Source organism: Polaribacter sp. Q13 (genome assembly GCF_016858305.2).
In the GTDB taxonomy this organism is placed as follows: domain Bacteria; phylum Bacteroidota; class Bacteroidia; order Flavobacteriales; family Flavobacteriaceae; genus Polaribacter.
Map to the genome: position 1 here is coordinate 2,433,760 of NZ_CP074436.1, position 21,757 is coordinate 2,455,516.

General features: G+C 30.2%; 16 protein-coding genes and 1 pseudogene. 4 read left to right on the forward strand and 13 right to left on the reverse strand.

Annotated elements, in window-relative coordinates; all coding sequences use genetic code 11:
* The first annotated feature begins 48 nt into the window (after positions 1-48).
* The 3 genes from JOP69_RS10180 to JOP69_RS10190 all read left to right on the forward strand — a co-directional run bounded on the left by JOP69_RS10180 (position 49) and on the right by JOP69_RS10190 (position 4,311).
* A complete protein-coding gene (locus JOP69_RS10180) occupies positions 49-2,418 on the forward strand; it encodes a TonB-dependent receptor (RefSeq protein ID WP_203394270.1) in 2,370 nt (789 codons plus the stop codon).
* A gap of 14 nt (positions 2,419-2,432) precedes the next feature.
* A complete protein-coding gene (locus JOP69_RS10185) occupies positions 2,433-3,437 on the forward strand; it encodes a sensor histidine kinase (RefSeq protein ID WP_203394269.1) in 1,005 nt (334 codons plus the stop codon).
* 109 nt (positions 3,438-3,546) lie between these two features.
* Positions 3,547-4,311, forward strand: a complete 765-nt coding sequence (locus JOP69_RS10190) for a LytTR family DNA-binding domain-containing protein (protein WP_203394268.1) — start codon at positions 3,547-3,549, stop codon at positions 4,309-4,311.
* Between the two features lie 263 nt (positions 4,312-4,574).
* On the opposite strand, the gene lepA is transcribed toward JOP69_RS10190, so the two are convergent.
* Entirely contained in the window at positions 4,575-6,371 is a 1,797-nt protein-coding gene (lepA, locus tag JOP69_RS10195; protein ID WP_203394267.1) for a translation elongation factor 4, read from the reverse strand.
* A gap of 180 nt (positions 6,372-6,551) precedes the next feature.
* Entirely contained in the window at positions 6,552-6,827 is a 276-nt protein-coding gene (locus JOP69_RS10200) for an EF-hand domain-containing protein (RefSeq protein ID WP_203394266.1), read from the reverse strand.
* Positions 6,828-7,013: 186 nt separating this feature from the next.
* Between JOP69_RS10200 and dusB the strand changes: the two genes are divergently transcribed.
* On the forward strand, positions 7,014-8,012 hold the full coding sequence (gene dusB, locus JOP69_RS10205; RefSeq protein ID WP_203394265.1) for a tRNA dihydrouridine synthase DusB: 999 nt from the start codon (positions 7,014-7,016) through the stop codon (positions 8,010-8,012).
* 42 nt (positions 8,013-8,054) lie between these two features.
* On the opposite strand, the gene JOP69_RS10210 is transcribed toward dusB, so the two are convergent.
* From JOP69_RS10210 to feoB, 11 genes and pseudogenes are all read right to left on the reverse strand, one after another.
* The gene (locus JOP69_RS10210; protein WP_203394264.1) at positions 8,055-9,257 is read right to left on the reverse strand and encodes an ABC transporter permease; all 1,203 of its coding nucleotides are present in this window, start codon (positions 9,255-9,257) and stop codon (positions 8,055-8,057) included.
* A gap of 14 nt (positions 9,258-9,271) precedes the next feature.
* A complete protein-coding gene (rbfA, locus tag JOP69_RS10215; RefSeq protein WP_165734310.1) occupies positions 9,272-9,667 on the reverse strand; it encodes a 30S ribosome-binding factor RbfA in 396 nt (131 codons plus the stop codon).
* 20 nt (positions 9,668-9,687) lie between these two features.
* A complete protein-coding gene (locus tag JOP69_RS10220; protein ID WP_203394263.1) occupies positions 9,688-10,332 on the reverse strand; it encodes a response regulator transcription factor in 645 nt (214 codons plus the stop codon).
* Complete coding sequence (locus JOP69_RS10225) at positions 10,329-11,081, reverse strand: sensor histidine kinase (RefSeq protein ID WP_203394262.1); 753 nt, start codon at positions 11,079-11,081, stop codon at positions 10,329-10,331. The genes JOP69_RS10220 and JOP69_RS10225 overlap by 4 nt, the downstream gene beginning before the upstream one ends.
* A complete protein-coding gene (locus tag JOP69_RS10230; protein WP_215602580.1) occupies positions 11,057-11,683 on the reverse strand; it encodes a hypothetical protein in 627 nt (208 codons plus the stop codon). The genes JOP69_RS10225 and JOP69_RS10230 overlap by 25 nt, the downstream gene beginning before the upstream one ends.
* 8 nt (positions 11,684-11,691) lie before the next feature.
* Positions 11,692-12,318: a hypothetical protein gene (locus JOP69_RS10235; RefSeq protein WP_203394260.1), complete on the reverse strand. Its 627-nt coding sequence runs from the start codon at positions 12,316-12,318 to the stop codon at positions 11,692-11,694.
* A gap of 334 nt (positions 12,319-12,652) precedes the next feature.
* Complete coding sequence (locus JOP69_RS10240; protein ID WP_203394259.1) at positions 12,653-12,946, reverse strand: F0F1 ATP synthase subunit epsilon; 294 nt, start codon at positions 12,944-12,946, stop codon at positions 12,653-12,655.
* Between the two features lie 79 nt (positions 12,947-13,025).
* Positions 13,026-14,534: a F0F1 ATP synthase subunit beta gene (atpD, locus tag JOP69_RS10245; protein ID WP_203394258.1), complete on the reverse strand. Its 1,509-nt coding sequence runs from the start codon at positions 14,532-14,534 to the stop codon at positions 13,026-13,028.
* Positions 14,535-14,715: 181 nt separating this feature from the next.
* Entirely contained in the window at positions 14,716-16,074 is a 1,359-nt protein-coding gene (locus tag JOP69_RS10250; RefSeq protein ID WP_203394257.1) for an OmpA family protein, read from the reverse strand.
* Positions 16,075-16,361: 287 nt separating this feature from the next.
* Entirely contained in the window at positions 16,362-19,490 is a 3,129-nt protein-coding gene (locus JOP69_RS10255; protein WP_203394256.1) for an exodeoxyribonuclease V subunit beta, read from the reverse strand.
* Positions 19,491-19,562: 72 nt separating this feature from the next.
* Positions 19,563-21,755, reverse strand: a pseudogene (feoB, locus tag JOP69_RS10260) (ferrous iron transport protein B).
* Between the last annotated feature and the right edge of the window lie 2 nt (positions 21,756-21,757).

The following is a 21,757-nucleotide window of genomic DNA, read 5'->3' on the forward strand; positions in this document are numbered from 1 at the left end:
ATTGTAACAAAAAAAGCATTTTTGAAGTCTAATGAAAAACTACTTGCAATGAAAACTTTAAAAATTACCATCTTTTTTTTCTTCGGAATATTACCTAGCTTTTCTCAACACAAAATAAGCGGAAAAATAGTTGATCAACAACATCAAGTTTTACCTTATGCTAATATTGTTTTATATGAAACAGGAAGTAAAAAAAGCCCAATAGGAGCAGTTTCTAACGATAAAGGAATCTATAAATTAGAAAACATTTCTTCAGGAAAATATAGAATTGAAATTTCTATGTTAGGTTTCGAAACTGAAAACATTAAAGAATTTGATCTCAATTCTAATAAAACCTTCAACAGAACTTTAAAAGAAGAATCTCAAACTTTAAATGAAGTTGTTGTAAAAAGCAAAAGACCTATCATAAAACAAACTGCAGAAAAGTTAATTGTAGATTTAGAAAAATCTGAAATGGTAAATACCAGCTTACAAGACGTTATGCGCAAAGTGCCTGGTGTTTTGGTAACTAATAACGGAATTTCTGTAGCTGGAAATAGTGGCGTTAGAATTCTAATCAACGGAAAAACGACAGAATATATGGATGTTGAAACGTTATTAAGAGATTTTCCTGCAGATAATATATCTAAAATTGAATTGGTAGAACAACCGGGCGCAGAATACGAAGCTTCTGGTACTGGTGCAATTATCAATATAATTTTAAAGAAAAATGTACAATTAGGAACTCATGGAAGTACAAATCTTTGGGTTGGTGAAGATGAAGGCTTTGAGTATGGAGCAGGTTTTTCTATTGCTAGTTACAAAAACAAACTAAATTGGCAGACAAATGTAAATTACTCTCAACCAACTTGGCGAGATGATTTATTTTTAGATAGAACTGTAGAAAACGAAACCTACAATCAAGAAACAATAGAACCTAACAATCCTACGAGTTTTAACTTTGGCGGTAGCATCGATTATTATATTAACGATAAACATTCTTTTGGCCTTGGAGCACAAATAAGTTCTAGAAATTCCGATAGAATTACAAGTAGTAAAACCATTATTACAGATGCAACTACAACCAACACATTGTTTTCTGAAAACAGTTTTGATACAAATCGTAAAAACTTTAATATCAATCCTTATTATCAGTACAAAACAGAAACTGATAAATTAGTCATAGATTTTAATTATATAGATTATGCAAATGACAACGCCAATATATTATCTGAAACCCCAGGAAGTACAATTTCTTTTGACGACAGAAAATACATACAAAACGGAAAGTATTCTATTAAAACATACAAAGCAGATTATACAAAAACATTTTCCGATAACTTAAAAGTAAGTGCAGGTACACGTTACGCTAATGTAACTACTGATAATGATTTACAATCTTTTAACAATACAAATGGTACTTTCGAATTTGATGAAGATACAAGTAGTCAGTTTTTAATTGATGAAAACATTTTTGCTTTGTATTCTAAAATAAATGCTACTGCCGGAAAATGGTCTTTTTCTGGAGGATTGCGTTATGAAAACAGTAATACAGATGGTACTTCCATCTTTATGGATAACGGAACAGAAATAATAACCGTTAAAAAAAGACCAATTAAAAAAGTATTTCCAAGTGCTTCCGTTAGTAGAAAGCTGACTGAAGTCTTAGGAGCAAGTTTATCTTATAGTTATAGAATACAAAGACCTTCTTACAGTAGTTTAAACTCTTTTGAAACATATTTAGACCATTATTCTGCAGGTGAAGGAAACCCAAATTTAACACCAGCTTACACCAATAATTATCAATTTAATTTAACCTATGAAGGACAACCTTTTTTTACGATAGGTTATAGCAAAACAGATGATATTATTTTTAAATTGATAAAACAAGATAACAAAACTGCACAAATACGTAGACAAGACGTAAATGTAGAAAACAGTGACAACTGGAATTTTAGATTATTTGCTCCTTTAAATTTCACAAAAGGCTTAGAAGGTTATACTGGTTTTATTGTTACGAATAAAGAGTATCAATCTTCTACTTACGGCGTAGATTTAAACAAATGGAATTTAATTTGGTTTATACAAGCTAATTATCAATTACCTTGGGATGTTAATTTTGAATTAAGTGCAAATTACGGAACAGGTGCCTTAGAAGGTCCAATTGAAGTAGACTGGCTTGCTGGATTGGATTTTTCTTTCGGTAAAAAGTTCTTAGACGATAAACTAAAAGTAAATCTAGGTTTTAACAAAATGCTAAACAGAGGATTTATTGGGACTATTGATTATGGAAATGGACTAGCTGCTGTTAACAGCAATGGTTCTAGACAAAACATTCAATTAAAGATGGTGTATAGTTTTGGTTCTAAATTTGGAAAGAAAAAAGAGAGTAGAAACTCTAATAACGATGAAGAAAATAGAATTGGTGATGATAATTAATATCTTTGTTTAAGATGAATACAAAACTAAATAAATCTGATTTTTTAATTTTAAGTTCTTACTTTATTGTCTCATTTATTCTTCAAGGAAAAGGGTATTTAGATAGAGGCGCTTTAGTACGAGAATATTTTATAGATTTCCCTGTAGAAATTATAAGCGTTACAAGTATTATCTTTTTATTCACTTTTTGGCTTATTCCAAAAGTTGTAGCACAAAAAAAATATATTTTATTTTTAGTTTACGGACTTCTAATTTTAATTTTTATAACAGGAATCGATTACGTTATAGGTTTTTGGTCGGGCGCAAATAATTGGGATAAATTTCCAAAAGGTATTAATTTAATTTTACTATTAATAAGTCTAGGTACGCAACAAGCTGCATTTCCGTTTGCTTTATTTCTAGCTAAAAAATTCTATGAAGGTCAAACCGAATACTTAAAAATTGAAAAACAACAAAAAGAAAACGAATTAAAATTATTACGTTCGCAAATAGACCCTCATTTTTTATTCAATAATTTAAATACTTTAGATAGTTTAATTGATAGTAATCCCGAAAAAGCAAAAGAATACATTAATAGATTATCTTTAATTTACAGATATTTAATAAAAACGAAAGATGCCGAAGTAATGGAACTTTCTTCAGAAGTTGAATTCGCAAAAAATTACATTTTTTTAATAAATACTAGATTTGGTGATGATTATGAGTTCACTATTGAAGAAAACACTTCTTTGGTTGATAAATTTATACCAACAGGAGCCATACAAACTTTATTAGAAAACGTTGTAAAGCATAACAAATCAGACGGAAACAACCCGATAATAACAACAATTAAAATTAATGATGGTTGGTTAATTATTACCAATTCTAAATCTAAAATAAACTCTAAAGAAGAATCTTTTGGTACCGGTTTAGAAAACTTAAAAACACGCTATAAATTGCTTTCCGATGAAAAAATAAAAATTACTGATATCGAAACAAAGTTTGAAGCTTTTATCCCCATCATTAAGTTAAGTAATTAAAGTAGTTGTCATATCTAAATGAACCTTTTCAGCGATTGAGAAATCTCATAACTTATTTATTATTGTGTATTTCTATATATAGTTGAAATGAAACTAAAAAACATTAAACATGAATATTTTAATCTTGGAAGACGAAATTCCGGCATATCAAAAACTAACAAAATGTTTAAACAGTTTTTTTGATATAAAAATCACTCACGATTGGGGAAGATCTATTGTAGATGGAAAAAAGTTTCTAAAAGAAAATTCATACGATTTTATTTTGTCTGATATTCAGTTGTTAGATGGTACTTCTTTTGATTTATTTAATAATTCAAAAATTGAAGCGCCAATTATATTTTGTTCTGCACATGACGATTATTTATTTCAGGCATTTAACACAAACGGAATTGCATATATTTTAAAACCTTATTCTCAAACCGATTTTGACAAAGCCATTCATAAATATCAATCTTTATTTAATAAAGGAGATTACAATCCTTTAAACAACAGTACCATTGATGCTTTAAAATCTGCTTTACAGGAAGAATACACAACATATAAAAAACGATTTGTAATAAAAAAAGCATCTGGAATTCAATTGTTAAATGCAATAGATATTGCTTTAGTTTCTGCTTCTGGTGATTTTTGCTTAGTGATTGATAAAGATGGAAAACGCCATACAATATCACAAAATTTAGGAAGTATGTATCTGCAATTAAACCCTAAAAAGTTCTTTAAAATTAATAGAAGTGAAATTGTAAACATCGATTTTATAGAGAAAATAGAAAGTCATTTTAAAAATCGATTGCTGATTTCTGTAAAACAACACAAAGAAAAAGTAATGACAAGCTCTTCTACAACTGCAGATTTTAGAAAATGGTTGGAGAGTTAAAAAAATCAAGATTTTTAGAATCTAGACTTAATTGATATGCTCTAATTTTAAAAATTAGAAAGAATTTTTCCAAACAAGTTTAGCCTAGATTGAAACCTTTCGACTTCGCTCAAGACAGGCTTTATCCTTTTTTTGAGAGACGAAAAAAAGATATAGTGAAAAGCTGGAAATAGCTTCAAAAAAAAACCTTCTTGATTTCTCAAAAAGGTTTCTATATTATTTATTTAGTCTTGATTCTTAGTTCTAAAAATCTTATTATTTACTTAGTCATTCAACTTTAAAACAGCCATAAATGCTTCTTGTGGAATTTCTACATTACCAACCTGACGCATCCTCTTTTTACCTTTTTTCTGCTTTTCTAACAACTTACGTTTACGCGAAATATCTCCACCATAACATTTTGCAGTAACATCTTTACGTAATGCTTTGGTAGTTTCACGTGCAATAATTTTTGCTCCGATTGCTGCCTGAATAGGAATATCGAACTGTTGACGAGGAATTAATTCTTTTAATTTCTCTACAATTTTCTTACCAATCGTATACGCATTATCTGCGTGTAATAACGCAGAAAGTGCATCTACTCCAGAACCGTTTAATAAAATATCTACTCTTACTAATTTCGATTCTCTCATACCAATTGGCGAATAATCGAAAGAAGCATATCCTTTAGAAACCGTTTTTAAACGATCGTAAAAATCGAAAACAATTTCTGCCAAAGGCATATCGAAAATCAATTCTACTCTTTCTGTGGTTAAGTAGGTCTGATTTACAATTTCGCCACGTTTTTCGATACACAAACTCATTACTTGTCCAACAAAATCTGACTTTGTAATAATACTTGCTTTAATAAAAGGCTCTTCTACTCTATCTAATCTCGATGGATCTGGTAAATCTGTAGGATTATTTAAAAGTAATATTTCGTTCGGGTTTTTCTTGGTATACGCATGGTAAGAAACGTTGGGAACGGTTGTAATAACCGTCATATTAAACTCACGTTCTAAACGTTCTTGAATAATTTCCATGTGTAACATTCCTAAGAATCCACAACGGAAACCAAAACCTAAAGCGGCAGAACTTTCTGGTACAAAAACCAAAGAAGCATCATTTAATTGCAGTTTTTCCATAGAATAACGCAATTCTTCAAAATCTTCTGTGTCTACCGGATAAATCCCTGCAAAAACCATTGGTTTTACATCTTCGAAACCATCAATTATTTCTTGAGTTGGGTTTATTGCATCTGTAATTGTATCTCCTACTTTTACTTCTTTTGCTGTTTTAATTCCTGTTATTAAATAACCTACATCACCTGTTTTAACAGATTTTCTTACAACTTGCTCTAGCTTTAAAGTACCAACTTCATCGGCAAAATAATTTTTACCCGTAGCCATAAACTTAATTTGTTGTCCTTTTTTAATTTCTCCGTTTAAAACACGGAAATAAGTTTCAATTCCACGATAAGAATTGTAAACAGAATCGAAAATTAAGGCTTGTAAAGGCGCATCTGGATCTCCTTTTGGAGCAGGAACTCTATCAATAATTGCAGCTAAAATATTTTCGACTCCAAAACCTGTTTTTCCACTTGCGTGAATCACTTCTTCTGGGTCGCAACCTAATAGATCTACAATATCGTCTGTTACTTCTTCTGGATTTGCAGAAGGTAAATCTACTTTATTTAAAATAGGAATAATTTCTAAATCGTTCTCTAAAGCTAGATATAAATTAGAAATTGTTTGTGCTTGTATGCTTTGTGCAGCATCTACAATTAGCAATGCGCCTTCACAAGCGGCAATTGATCTAGAAACTTCGTATGAGAAATCTACGTGACCAGGAGTGTCAATTAAATTTAAGACATATTGTTCTCCATTATGGGTATAATCCATTTGGATAGCGTGCGATTTTATGGTAATTCCGCGTTCGCGTTCTAAATCCATATTATCTAGTAACTGATCTTTCTTTTCACGATCTGTTACAGCACCTGTGTACTCTAATAATCTATCTGCTAACGTACTTTTACCATGATCTATATGTGCGATAATGCAAAAGTTTCTAATGTTTTTCATACTTCGTTTTCTAACTGCGTTCAACTGACAAAGATAGGTAAATAAGTTTGTGAATTAAATAACTATAAGTGCCTTAATTTTTGCTGCTCACAGCTATTTTTATGCAGTTTACAAGAAAAGCTTTTTTAAAACCTTGTTAAGTGCATCCTTTTAGGGTATCTCTAAAAAATTAGAAAATATTTACAAATCTCTTTCTAATTCTGCAATGGCAACCTTAAATTCATCTAGGCTTATACATTCATCACCAGATTTGTCATATCCTTTTATCAATTCACCGGCTACAATTCCTCTAAAAAAACCACTGATATCAGCGTCCTTTAGTAAATCTTTTACTTCACCTTTGTTTAATTTTCCGTCTTTATCTTTATCAAAAAAAAGAAAAGCTTCTGCTGGACTTTGAAATTTATCAGTAATTAAAAAATTAATTTTTTTTAAAATATCTTCTTTTGCTCCCATAATTTAAAATGATTCTTTTATACTGTAATATATAATTTTTATTTTAAAAGTACAACGCTTTTCATATTTCTAAGAGCAAATGAACAGCATGAATACAAAAGCTATTTTCTGGTTCAAATATTGAAGAAAATATTTTTCATCTTAAAGGTTGAAAAAATCACTAAATTTGCAAAAAATTAAATCGTTTTGATTAAAATTGGCAACATAGAATTACCAGACTTTCCTTTATTACTTGCTCCAATGGAGGATGTATCGGACCCACCATTTAGAGCCTTATGCAAAGAACAAGGAGCAGATGTGGTATATACCGAGTTTATTTCTTCTGAAGGATTGATTCGTGATGCGGCAAAAAGCATTATGAAATTAGATATCTATGAAAAAGAACGTCCGGTAGGAATTCAGATTTTTGGAGCCAATTTAGAATCGATGTTAAAAACAGTCGAGATTGTAGAAAAATCGAAGCCAGATATTATTGACATCAACTTTGGTTGCCCTGTTAAAAAAGTAGTTTCTAAAGGCGCAGGAGCAGGAATTTTAAAAGACATAGATTTAATGGTTTCATTAACTGAAGCGATGGTAAAACACACTAATTTACCTATTACAGTTAAAACTCGCCTTGGTTGGGATCATGATTCTATTAGAATTGTAGAAGTTGCAGAACGTTTGCAAGATGTAGGTTGTAAAGCAATTTCTATTCATGGTAGAACACGTGCCCAAATGTATAAAGGTGAGGCAGATTGGAAACCAATTGCCCAGGTTAAAAACAATCAAAGAATGCACATTCCTGTTTTTGGAAATGGAGATGTAACTTCTCCAGAAAAAGCGATGGAAATGAGAGATTCTTACGGTTTAGACGGCTGTATGATTGGTAGAGCTGCTATTGGGTATCCTTGGTTTTTTAACGAAGTAAAACATTTTTTTAACACTGGAGAACATTTAGCAAAACCAACAATTGCACAACGTGTAGAAATGGCAAGAAGGCATTTGCAAATGGCCATTGACTGGAAAGGACCTGTTTTAGGAGTTTTTGAAACTAGAAGACATTACACTAATTACTTTAAAGGAATTCCGCATTTTAAAGAATACAGAATGAAAATGGTAACTTCTGACGATGCAAAAGATGTGTTTGCTACGTTTGATGAAGTGGAAGCTAAGTTTGGGAATACCATTATTCCGCAGTTTTAAATAAATACCTACAAGGTTTTTGAAACCTTGCAGGTAAAATTTTTATCTTTCTACAAACTCTTTAGAAATTCTACTACTGGCAATTTTAGAGGCAATAAAACCTAAAACCGTAATAGTAGCGATTACAACAAAAAGATTCGAAAATCTAAATTCTACCGGGTAAGCAAAGTTTTGGGTAATCATAAATATGCCAAATTCTTTCTGAATAAAAACAATTATAATACCCAATGTTAAACCGATAATCATTCCTAAAAAGGTTAAAAGAAAACCTTGTAAAATAAATATTTTTTTAATCTCTTTTATAGAAGCGCCTAAACTGAACAGGGTTTTTAAATTCGATTTTTTATCAATAATCATCATTATAATTGCACCAATAACATTAAACAATGCTATAATTACAATCAACGTAAATATAAGATAAGAAACAAAATTCTCAGTGTTAATTACCTTATAGAAAACCTCATTTAATTGCTGTTTGGTTTGCACTTTAAATTGATTGCCTAACTGCTCTTGCAATTGTTCTGCAAACAAGTCTGCATCTACATTGTCTTTTAATTTAATTTCAACCCCTGTAATTTGATTGTCTTTAAACTTCAATAATTTCTTTGCATCGTTAATAGACACAAAAACAAATTTACTCTCAAACTCCTCTGTCCCAGAATACAAACCAACGATTTGCACCTCCAATTTATTAAAGGCATTATTCGGATTGATAAAACCCACTCCTGGTTTAGGAACCATTATTGATAAAGGCGCTCCAAAATTTAAAACTCCTAAGGATAGTTTTCTAGAAATACCATTACCAACAACTGCTGTATTTGGCTGTTCTTCATCTAACCAACTCCCTAAACTGATAACAGAATCTATATGCGTTATCGAGGTATAACTTTCTTCAACTCCCTTTATATATGCAATTTCATTTTTATCATTGTATTCTAAAAAAACACGTTCTTCTATAACTTTAGAAGTTGTTTTAATTGAAGTATTACTTATTAAAGCTTGATAAACATTGTCTGTATATAAAAAAGTTTTTCCTTTATTAGAGGTGATTTTAATATCAGGATCTGAAACATCTAATAAACTGTAACTAAATGTACGTAAACCAGAAAATCCAGATAAAATAATAAACAAGGCTAAAGAGCCTACAATCACTCCAAAAGAAGCAATAATTGTAATAATATTGATAGCATTATTACCTGTTTTAGTAAATAAATATCTTTTAGCTATGTATAAGGGAAAGTTCAAATGAAAAAATTAATTTAACTTCTTTTACGTCTTGGTAAAACGCTAGGATCTTTAATTGGGTTGTCATCTTCACCTTTTAAAGATTTATCAATTTCTTCTATATAATCTAACGTGTCATCTCCAAAAAACAATAATTCTGGCATTCTACGTAATTGATGTTTTGTTCTTTTTGCCATTTCATGGCGAATTAAAACCGTGTTAGATTGCACACCTTTAATAATTTCTTCTCTATTGCTAGAAGGAAAAACACTTAAGTAAACTTTTGCTACTCCTAAATCTGAAGTTACATGAACTTTAGAAACAGAAATAATTATCCCCTTCATACCATCTTGTGCTGCCTTTTGCAAAACATCTACCAAATCCTTTTGCAGCACTCCTGCAATTTTACGTTGTCTGTTCGTTTCTTCCATGCTGCAAATTTACACTTTTTTTATGGAGTGTAAATTTTATTTTTAATCGCATACATTACCAAACCTACTCTATTCTTTACATTTAATTTTGTAAACAAAACGTCTCTATAGCCATCAATAGTTTTTGGACTTAAACACATAATGTCTGCTATTTCTTTATAGGTTAGTTCAGAACAAGCATGCCTCATAAATGTTATTTCTCTTTCTTTTAGATGAATTTCTGCAACGCCGTTTCCAGAGAGTGATTTCATCAATAAATTTGTTACATTTTTAGTATGATAAAATCCATTTTCGGCTATTTCTACTAAAGCTTTTTCTAAAACTATTTTTTCTGTATCTTTTAATAAGTAACCAATAGCACCAACTTTTAACATTTTTAAAATAGTAGCATCTTCATCTTCCACAGAAAGCGCCATTACATGTACTTCATTATGGTTTTTAGAGATCCATTCCGTAGTTTCAATTCCATTCATTATGGGCATATTAATATCCATTAAAACAACGTCTGGAATAAATTCTGGTGATTTAGAAAATTTATCAATTAATTCTTGTCCATTTTTACAAGTATACAACACCTTAAATTTAGTAAAAGTATTTACCATAGCTGCAATTGCTTGAGAAAGCAATGTATGATCATCTACAATAACAACTGAATATTTCATCATAACTTATATAGAATTTTTAAGGAAGTCCCTTTATTTACTTCGGAAGTAAAAATTGCAGAAGCTCCAATTAATTTTGCTCTATTCTTAATATTTTCTAGTCCTATTCCTTTCGATTTATGTTCTAATGATGAAAAACCAACTCCGTCATCCTTTGCGTTAATTTCTAACTCATTTTCTCTAAAATCTAATTCAACCCATAAATTAGAAGCCTTAGAATGTTTTATCGTATTTGAAAAAAATTCTTGTAAAATTCTAAAAATAATAATGCTCGCTTTTTTATTAATTAATTGACCTTTACCGATAATTTTTAATTCTGAATTGATAAAATTCAATCTGTTAAATCGATCTATTTCTAATTGTACAGCCTCTCTTAATTTTATATTCTTTATAGCTTCAGGATTTATTAATTTTGATAAGGCCCTTACTTCTGTTAGACCTTTACTTATGGTTTCTGATACTTCATGAATATTTTCTGGAGAAGCACTTTGTAATTGAATCTTAGCCAAGGTTAGTAATTGCCCTATATTATCGTGCAATTCCCAACTAATATTTCTTAAAGTTTCTTCTCTAATTTCTATTTGTGTTTCAGCTATTTCTCTTTCAAATCGTTTTTTTGATTCTTCTTTATCAATTAATAAAACTTTCTTTTTTTTTTGAAATACAACAAACAACAAAACTAATGCAACCGTAATTAAACCAATAGCTATAGTAGAAATTATAAAAATTAAATCTTCTCCTTTGTTCCCCATATTAAACCTCCAATAAAACAAACATGTGTTAAAATTATAATTATTTGCTGCGAAGTAAATAAAATTATACTATCACTTTTAGATTCTATACCAATAACATAAAGCGCCGTATAAAATGGTATTGTAGTTAAATAATACAACAAAAAACCAATAGTTATCCAAAAAGGTAAACTATTTTGAAAATTGATAATTTGATCAGATTGTAATAATTCTTTTAAATAAAAGAACATAAACAAGCAGACAATTACCGCACCCAAAAGAACCGTATAATTTTGTATTGGTATAAATATAAAACTTAAAATATAGATAAGGTTAAATAAAACCATCAAATATTTAATCCATTTATGAGAAACCAATTCTACTGTTAACTTAAAATAAATTAATGCTACTATATTATATTCAAAAAAAGTATATATATTATAAATATCTTTAGTTTGATAACCATAAAAGTAAGCTAACTGAACTATATATTCAAAAACAACAACTACTATAGCGTAACTTACAAAAAATTTAAAATAAGGCAATGTATACCTTTTAATTAAAGTCACTGCAACAATAGCTGTTGACATATAAAGAAGTAAAATAGGTATACTTAAATCCATCGATAAAATTAATATGGTGGTGTTACCAATAATCTATTTGCCCCAGAACTATTAAGATCTTCTTTAACTCCGATAAAAGATAAAAAAGAAGCCCTTATAACATTCTTAGTTTCATCACTACTATATTCATCTAAAAACTTTGTAAAAGGAATTGCTTCTCCGTTTTTAGAATACAACGGTTCATAAGCTACATTTTTCTTTTCTTTTGTATCTGCAGTAGGCATAAAAATTAGGGTTTGTCTCCCTCTTAAACGTTCATCTGAATAATCTTTTGGATACGATGCCGAAAAAATTCTTATACCAGTAAGGGTAATATTTTTTTCTTTAGATAGCCTTTCTACATAAGCAATATATTGCTTTAATTGATTAATCTCATAAAAGTGAGAAATACTTTCGATTTCTGTAGCATCATTTGTAAACTCTTGTCTATATTTATCTAAAACAGGTTTCTGCCCAACATCATATTGATGAAACATATCGGCCATTTCTTTGTAGGTAATTGCATTTGAAGGTCTACTATCATTAATTTCTTCAGACGCATTGCCATCACCTTCATTATCCTGTTTTTCAGACTCACAACTAAACAGAAGTATAGATAAAATAAATATTTGAGAAAATTTAAAAAGTGTTTTCATATTATATAAGTTAGGTTAATATTCATCAAAGTACAATTTTAATTATAATATAAAAAGTATAAAAACAAATAACCACATTATCAACTATATATCAAACACTTAGGCGTTAAAAAACCTAATAACACTATTACAAAAAGGGTGTTTTCCCTGTATAATTATAATGGTTTACACTTACAAATTATTCTAAAATATTTACCAATTTTGACGTATGAAAAAAAGAAAAATAAAGGGGGAAATTGCAAAAAGTATTTAATACTTTTTAAAAGGTATTAAAATTAAAAAAGTCTCAAAACTTACGTTTTGAGACTTTTAATTTTATAATTATTTTAGGATTTTAATCTGCTAAAATAATAGCTTTATTATCATTTAATTCTAAAGTACCAGAATTAATTAGTAATGTTAAAATCTTTTCATCAGCTACATCAGGCACTAATTTTCCATTTAATTCATTTAAGTCTAAATTAGACTGAGAATGAATATGAATTTTAATCGTTCCTTCTTTTAAATTAGAAACAACAGGTGCGTGATTATTTAGCATTTGAAACTCTCCATTAACACCAGGAACTGACAATGAGTCGATTTCTGATGAAAACAATATAGCTTCTGGTGTTACAATTTCTAAAAACATATATATTTTAGTTTTCAGTATTCAGTAACAGCATTCAGTAGCACAATTGCAAACTGAAACTGTATACCGCATACTAGTTTTAAGCTTCAGCTAACATTTTCTCTCCAGCATCAATTGCATCTTGAATTGAACCTCTTAAGTTAAATGCTGCTTCTGGATATTTATCTAATTCACCATCCATAATCATATTAAAACCTTTTATAGTGTCTTTAATATCAACTAGAACTCCTGGTATACCAGTAAATTGTTCAGCTACGTGGAAAGGTTGAGATAAGAAACGTTGTACACGTCTAGCTCTATGAACTACTAATTTATCTTCTTCAGATAATTCTTCCATACCTAAAATTGCGATAATATCTTGTAATTCTTTATAACGTTGTAAAATTTCTTTTACAGCTGTTGCAGTGTTATAATGTTCATCACCTAAAATTGCTGCAGATAAAATTCTTGAAGTAGAATCTAAAGGATCTACCGCTGGATAAATACCTAATTCTGCAATTTTACGAGATAATACTGTTGTTGCATCTAAATGCGCAAACGTTGTTGCTGGTGCTGGATCTGTTAAATCATCTGCAGGTACATAAACTGCTTGTACAGATGTAATAGAACCTTTTTTAGTTGAAGTAATACGCTCTTGCATTGCACCCATTTCAGTTGCCAATGTTGGTTGGTAACCTACTGCAGATGGCATACGTCCTAAAAGTGCTGACACTTCAGAACCTGCTTGTGTAAAACGGAAAATATTATCTACAAAGAAAAGTACATCTTTACCTTGTGCTTCTCCTGCTCCATCTCTAAAATATTCTGCTATTGTTAAACCAGATAAGGCAACACGTGCACGTGCTCCAGGTGGCTCATTCATTTGTCCGAATACGAAAGTAGCTTTAGAATCTTTCATTCCAGGTTTATCAACTTTAGATAAATCCCATCCTCCTTCTTCCATAGAATGCATAAAGTCATCACCATATTTGATAATTCCAGATTCTAACATTTCACGAAGTAAATCGTTTCCTTCACGAGTTCTTTCTCCAACACCTGCAAAAACTGATAAACCACCATGTCCTTTTGCAATATTGTTAATTAACTCTTGAATTAAAACAGTTTTACCTACTCCTGCTCCTCCAAATAATCCAATTTTACCTCCTTTTGCATACGGCTCAATTAAATCAATTACTTTAATTCCTGTGAATAAAACTTCAGTAGATACTGATAAATCTTCAAATTTAGGTGCAGATCTGTGAATTGGTAAACCATCTTTACCTTCTTTTTTCAAATCACCTAAACCATCAATAGCTTCTCCTGTTACATTAAACAAACGACCATAAATATCGTTTCCGATTGGCATTTGAATAGGATTCCCAGTAGCTACAACCTCAGTTCCTCTACTTAATCCATCAGTAGCATCCATTGAGATAGTTCTAACTGTATCTTCTCCAATATGCTGTTGTACCTCTAATACTAAAATAGAGCCGTCAGCTTTTTTGATTTCTAACGAATCGTAAATTTTAGGAAGTTCATTATCCGTATTGAATTCAACATCAATTACTGGCCCAATAATTTGTGAAACTTTACCTGTTATTGTAGACATTATGTATCTAATTAAAGTTATTATTTTTTTTATGAGACTTACCTCTCATTTTCAGGTTGCAAAGGTAATTTTTTAGATTGAAACTAAAAAGTTTTTTTAACTAAAAACAAAAAATAGGAAAACAAAAAAAAAGCCTCATCAATAAAGATAAGGCTTTTGTAATATTATTTTAAAATAACTATTAGTTTGTTACTTTAATTTCAACTCTTCTGTTGTTAGCTCTACCTGTTCTTGTAGTGTTAGAATCAACTGGATATTGAGATCCAAATCCTTTAGCTTCTAATCTAGAAGAAGAAACTCCGTTTTGCTCTAAATAACTTTCAACAGCTTTAGCTCTTTTTTCAGATAATCTTAAGTTAATAGCAGCTGAACCAGTGCTATCTGTATGACCTCCGATTGCAAAATTAGCTTTAGCATTCTTGTTCATTATTGCTACTACAGCATCTAATTGTTTAGTAACTCCTGCTTTAAAAGTAGATTTTCCTGAGTTAAATAAAATAGATTTAGCAGTAAAGTTAAGTACTTCAATATCTTTTTTAGTGATAACTAGTTCTGGACATCCTCCTTGAGAAGCAACACCTGCAACTTTAGGACATTTATCATCTTTATCTAATACACCGTCTCCGTCAGAATCTGGCCAAGGACAACCTGAATTTGCAGCTGGTCCTGCAACAGAAGCACATTTATCATCTTTATCAACAACTCCATCTCCGTCAGAATCTGGACAACCTTTATTTGCTTTTGTTCCTTTAGAATTAGGACACATATCATCTTTATCTGCAACTCCATCTCCGTCAGCATCTGGACAACCATTCATAGCTGCTAAACCAGCAACATTAGGACAAGCATCATCAGAATCTTTTACTCCATCGCCATCAGCATCAGGACAACCATTGAATTCTTTTAAACCTGCAACTTCTGGACAAGCATCTTCTTTGTCATATACTCCGTCACCATCTGTATCTGTTCCTCCAAATTTAATTACTAAACCTAAAGATGTTTGGTAATGAGATCTTACATTATCAGAAAAACCTTTTTTAGTTCCTGTTTGAAAGTTTAATCCTAAGTTCTCATTAAACCAAGTATTAAAACCAAGACCAACATTAAGCATTCCTTCTCCAGTAGAATCTACAGAAGTATAACCTCCACCTAAATATACATAAGGATCAAACCAACCTGTTTGACCTACTAAGTTGTTTACATCATACTTTACAATTGCATCTACAGCCCAATAAAGAAAATCTACAGCATCATCACTATTCTTATACTTCTCAATTTTATTTAAAGACCCTGCTAATTGTAAAGAAAAACCTTTATCTAAATATTTTTCTCCAGTAATTCTAGAAATAGATGGTAAAATATTCCAATCACCATTTCCTACTAAATCTTCTAGTTGATCACTAAAATCATCACCATTGTAAAAATCTACTACGTTTACACCAAAACCTACAACCCACGGGTTATTTTCATCTTGTGCGTTTACGTTACCAACTGTTACCAACGTAAACAAAGCTATCACAGCTATTTTTAATCGTTTCATTATCAAATTTTTAAATTAAAAGTTCGTTATTATAATACGCAAAAGTAAACCCTTAAAACGTATCTACAAAGACAAATCTACAAAATATTATTAAAACAACAGTCTATATCAATTCTAAAGAATACGTATTACTTTCACTACATCTACTAAAGTTAGAACAACATTATTTTAAAACCTTTCACTTATAAGCAACAAGTAACTGAAGTCTTACGCATCACTTTTTATTTAATAAAAGCTAAAGACAAGACTAATTTAAATTCCTTTACTAGAAATCAATTTATATTTAATTATACTTCAACCACCTCAATTTTATCATTTATATAAATTAGCAATTTTTTATCAACTTTAAAATTCATAGACTTTAAAGTTCTTTCATATTTTAATAGCTGTTGATGATATTCTGAAGAAGGACTCCCTGTCTTGTAATCAATAATAACAATTTCATTTTTATCCGTAAAAACTAACCTATCTGGAATTATAATCTGATTATCCACATCAACAATTTCTCTTTCATTGAAAACAGTAACGTTATCAGAAAAATACATTGTCAATTTTGGGTGATTCACAACCTTTTGAATACTTGTTTTAATGAATACTCTTTGATCATCATCTAAAACTCCTTGTTGATAAAACAATTCCACCACATTATCTACATTATTTGCAGTGATAATTTTAGCTAAAATTTCGTGTAATAAGTTCCCAAAATCAATTGCTTTTCCTTGCTCTGTATTCCATAATTTTGAAGAATTTGCTAACAAAACTATATTATGCTCTTGCCAAGGAGTTGAAATAAATTGCTCATGAATCTCGGCAACGGAACTTTCTTTTTCTCTTTTACTAACCCTAGCTTTATCTCCAAAAGAATACTCTAAAACCTCATCATTCCATTGGCTTTGTTGTTTTAAGTAATTGATAAAAATACCTGAATAAAAATTAGTATTCTCTTCTCCTTTAGATGATATTTTTTTATCTGTAATAATATGTAATTGTTCTACCGCTCTTGTTAGAGTAACATATAGCAAATTAAAATTATCTAATTCTAACTCCTCTCTTTGTTTATTATAAATATCTAAACCTCTAGCACTTACAATACTTAAACTTTTACTATAATCTACCAACAACTCACCGAAGCCTTCATAAGATTCTGGTAATTCATTTAACCACGATTTTGGTTTTATTTGTCGATAAATATCTACATCACAAGGAAAAATAACCACTGGAAATTCTAATCCTTTCGACTTATGAATTGTCATAATCTGAACAGCACCAGCACTTTCTGGTGCCACAATACTTAATCGTTCTTTTTTAAGTTCCCAAAACTCTAAAAACTCACCAACATCGGTTCCATTTCTTTGTTGTTCTAAAACAACATCTAAAAAAAACTGAATATAGGCATCCGACGAATTTATCAGATTAAAACCTCTTATAATTTCTTCTATTTTCTCATAAAATGGCAATTGATGAAATAATGACGCTTCAAATGAAACCCCATATTTTTTTAAAGATTCTAAAATAGTTTGATTATCTGCTTTTGCAAATTCATTAAAAAAGACATGTTTCGGATTTTCAATTTCTAAATGTTGATGTAAAAAATATAACATTTCAAAACGAGTTTCCTCATCACTTGGGTTTTGTAAAACTTTTAAAACATCAACAATAAAAGTAACTTTAGCACTATTTTTAAGCAATAAGGTTTCTGATGAAACGATATCAATTCCTTTTTCTGATAAATAATTTGCAACTGCAACTCCATCTTTCCTTGTACGAGTTAACACGCAAATTTCGCTTAAAGAGAAACTTTCTTTTAATTGAAGAATTTTCTCTAAAACTTTCTGTGGATATTTTACTTTCTCTAGTTCTTTATCTTCGTTTTTCTCAAGGAAGGTCAACGAAACTAAACCACCTTTTTTAGAATTTTCAATTTGTTTATTTCCTTCTATAAAAATATTTTTATATGATTCGTTTTGAATGAAATTTGCCGTATGCTGAAAAAACGAATTATTAAAATTGATAACTTCGGAACAACTCCTAAAATTGGTCTCTAAGTTTTTAATTTCTTTAGAAACATGAAAAGGGTTTGCCCTATCTGAACCTAACTCTATAAACTGTTCTGCTTTTCCTCCACGCCATCTATAAATAGCTTGTTTTCCATCGCCAACCAACAACAAATTACTATTTTCTTGCGCTAATGTATTGTCTATTAGCGGCACTAAATTCTGCCATTGCAACACAGAAGTATCTTGCATTTCATCAATAAAATAATGCTGAAAACGTTGCCCAATTCTTTCGTAAATAAAAGGAGCTGGTTGATCTTTTATATTATCAGATATTAATTGATTAAATTCTGCATTTAACCGAATATTATTATCTTCTTTTATATTCTCTAACTCTGAATTGATATTATTTAAAACCGCTAAAGGAATAATGCTTTTCAACGCCAATTTATTCATAGAGAATTGCTGATAAATTAATTCTGCCTCGTTAAATAAGCGAACAATATCGGGAACAATTTGATCTATAGAAGCTGCAACAAACTCTGCAGTAGATTTTGAATAATATTGATTATTCTCTATCGCTTTTTTTATCGTTTCACTCCGTTTGATAAAATCGATATTAACAGATTTTACACTTAAATCTGCGAAGAATTTAGGAATGGTTCCGCGCATAAAATTCTTATGCTCTAAATCGTTATTTTCTATCAACTGAAGACATTCTTCCCCGATTTTTATAATCGATTCCTTTAATTCTTTTTGCTGATTGTATAGTTTTGTCTTTAAGTTTGTAAAATCTTCTAATTTTTTATCCGCAAGACTTCTAAAATGTTGTACATCATCTTCATTTAATAAGATTCTTGCAAATTCGCTTAAATCTCTAGAAATATCCCAAGATTTATCATCATCTGTTTTATCTAAAGAATAATCTATTAAAAGGTTTGTTAGTTTTTTATCGGTTCCTATTTTAGAAATTAAAACATCTACTGCTTCATTTAAAAGAGAAACGGCATCCATTTCTACTTCAAAATTAAGTGACAAACCCAAATCGAAAGCGAAATTTTTAATAATTTTATGAGTAAAACTATCAATTGTAGTAATAGAAAAAGCAGAGTAATTTTTTAAAATTGCATCTAAAATCTTCTTACTTCTTTCCTGAATTATTGCTTTATCTATCGTTATTTCATCAACAATAATATTGAGTAGGTCATTCTCTTTACCATCAGCAAAGTCTTCTAAACTAGACAAAACACGCTCTTTCATCTCACCAGCTGCTTTGTTGGTAAACGTAATTGCTAGTATTTTCTGAAACGAAAAAATATCATCAGAAGTTAATAAAACTTTTATATATTCTTTTACAAGTGTAAAGGTTTTACCACTTCCTGCAGAAGCGTTATAAACTTGAAAGGTAGATGTATTTTGCACAATTTATTTTACTGCAAAATACAAAATTATGTATTTAAATTTGTCTTAATTATTGGTTTTATTTTTAATAGACTAGCTAAAAATCCTCCAAATTTGAGCAACTAAAAAAGTAATTATAAAACCAGCTATAACCGGTAGAATCGTAGCAACAATTGTCCATTTTTTACTTTTTGTTTCTTTATAAATGGTATAAATCGTTGTACTACATGGATTGTGTAACAAGCTAAACAACATTACGTTTATCGCTGTTAATAGCGTCCATCCACCACTTCTTAAAATATCTCCAGTAGCAGTTACAGAATCTAACTCAAACATCACTCCTGCGCCTGCTCCTCCGGCCACTCCTGTTACCATAACAGTTAACATTAATATAGAAGGAATTACAATTTCATTGGCAGGAATTGCTACAATATATGCTAATAAAATAACACCATTTAACCCTATTAAGAATCCAAATCCATCTAAAGAATTAATTAAATGTACAGCTATGCTTTCATCACCTATAAAAACATTAGAAACCAACCATATTACCGCTCCCGCTGGTGCAGCAAATACAACAGCTCTCCATAAAACAATTAATGTTCTATCTATTAAAGAGGTGTAAATGGTTTTCCAAAACATCGGGGCTCTATAAGGAGGAAGCTCTAAATTAAAAGTTGAAACTTCTCCCTTTAAAACTGTCTTAGACAATGCCCAAGAAAAGAAAAACATAAAAAACATTCCTAAAACAGCAATTCCAACTACAGCAACCAAAGAAACAATACTTGAATATGTAGAAGGTACAACAGCTCCAATAAAAATCGTTGCTAACAAAATTTGAGTTGGCCAACGTCCATTACACAAAGAAAAATTATTAGTAATAATAGCAATTAATCGTTCTCTAGGACTATCTATAATTCTAGTCGCCACAACTCCAGCGGCATTACAACCAAAACCCATTGTCATTGTTAAAGCTTGCTTACCATGTGCTCCAGATTTTTTAAAAAGTGAATCCATATTAAAAGCAACTCTTGGCAAATACCCAAAATCTTCTAACAAGGTAAATAACGGAAAAAAGATGGCCATTGGCGGCAACATTACTGCAATTACCCATGCAACAGCTAAATAAACACCATCAATTAAAAACCCAGACAACCACCAAGGAAAATTTAAGAATGCTGCTCCTTCTTTTAATAAAGGATGAATGGTATCTAACAATAAACCAGACAACATTGACGACGGATAATTTGCCCCAATAATAGTTAACCAAAGCACCAATCCTAATAATAAAAGCATAATTGGAAAACCCCAAATTCTACTAGTAACTATTTTATCTATTTTCCCATTTAAATAAAAAGCCCCCTTTTTATCATCTTTTACAACTGTTTTTTCAACAATTTTAGAGGCATCAGCATAAATTGCTTCCGTTAGATTATCATGAAAATCATCGCCAATTTGCCAACGTAATTCGTTAGACAACTCTATAATTTTATCAATGTTTTTTGTTCCCATTCTTTTCAATTAAATAAAATCACCTGTTTTTAAGGCATCCAAAATATGTGCATCTCCTTCTAAAACTCGAAAAGCTAACCACCTGCTATTAGAAACATTTGGGTACTCTTCTTTAATAGCTGCACTTAATTTCTGCACAGCATCTTCTACATGTTTAGGAATGCTTTTTATTTTATAAGGTTTACAAACTATTTTTCCGTTTGCTAAATCACTAATTGCAGCAATTAATTCTGGAATCCCTTCTTTAGATCTTGCACTCGTAGGCACAACCGGAATTCCTAATTCTCTAGACAAACTTCTGTAATCTATATTAATATTATTTTTTTCTGCCTCATCCATTAAGTTTAGACACAAAACTGCATTCGAAGAAATCTCTAAAATTTGCAGTACCAAGTTTAAATTTCGTTCTAGTCTACTTGCATCAACAACTATTACCGTTAATGTTGGTTTACCAAAAAGAATAAAATTCCTAGCAACTTCTTCATCTTCAGATCTTGACATCAAAGAATAGGTACCTGGTAAATCTATTAATTTAAATTTTTGTTGTTGATATTCAAATGCGCCTTCTGCTCTTGTTACTGTTTTTCCTGGCCAGTTCCCGGTATGCTGCCTTAAACCAGTTAACGCATTAAAAACAGTACTTTTTCCTGTATTAGGGTTTCCTGCCAATGCAATTACAAAGTCTACATTTTCAGTATCTACTCCTAATTTTTTAACTCCATCTAAAGTATGATGTGCACACGTGTCACAAGCCGATTTTGTTGCTGTTTTCATTT

Excerpts from the sequence above, each read along its gene's own strand:
- rbfA (WP_165734310.1), bottom strand. The coding sequence starts at position 9,667 with ATGGAAGAAACGAACAGACAACGTAAAATTGCAGGAGTGCTGCAAAAG.
- JOP69_RS10180 (WP_203394270.1), top strand. The coding sequence starts at position 49 with ATGAAAACTTTAAAAATTACCATCTTTTTTTTCTTCGGAATATTACCT.
- JOP69_RS10250 (WP_203394257.1), bottom strand. The coding sequence starts at position 16,074 with ATGAAACGATTAAAAATAGCTGTGATAGCTTTGTTTACGTTGGTAACA.
- JOP69_RS10190 (WP_203394268.1), top strand. The coding sequence starts at position 3,547 with ATGAATATTTTAATCTTGGAAGACGAAATTCCGGCATATCAAAAACTA.
- JOP69_RS10225 (WP_203394262.1), bottom strand. The coding sequence starts at position 11,081 with ATGGGGAACAAAGGAGAAGATTTAATTTTTATAATTTCTACTATAGCT.
- JOP69_RS10200 (WP_203394266.1), bottom strand. The coding sequence starts at position 6,827 with ATGGGAGCAAAAGAAGATATTTTAAAAAAAATTAATTTTTTAATTACT.
- atpD (WP_203394258.1), bottom strand. The coding sequence starts at position 14,534 with ATGTCTACAATAACAGGTAAAGTTTCACAAATTATTGGGCCAGTAATT.
- JOP69_RS10185 (WP_203394269.1), top strand. The coding sequence starts at position 2,433 with ATGAATACAAAACTAAATAAATCTGATTTTTTAATTTTAAGTTCTTAC.
- lepA (WP_203394267.1), bottom strand. The coding sequence starts at position 6,371 with ATGAAAAACATTAGAAACTTTTGCATTATCGCACATATAGATCATGGT.
- JOP69_RS10240 (WP_203394259.1), bottom strand. The coding sequence starts at position 12,946 with ATGTTTTTAGAAATTGTAACACCAGAAGCTATATTGTTTTCATCAGAA.
- JOP69_RS10230 (WP_215602580.1), bottom strand. The coding sequence starts at position 11,683 with ATGGATTTAAGTATACCTATTTTACTTCTTTATATGTCAACAGCTATT.
- JOP69_RS10235 (WP_203394260.1), bottom strand. The coding sequence starts at position 12,318 with ATGAAAACACTTTTTAAATTTTCTCAAATATTTATTTTATCTATACTT.
- JOP69_RS10220 (WP_203394263.1), bottom strand. The coding sequence starts at position 10,332 with ATGATGAAATATTCAGTTGTTATTGTAGATGATCATACATTGCTTTCT.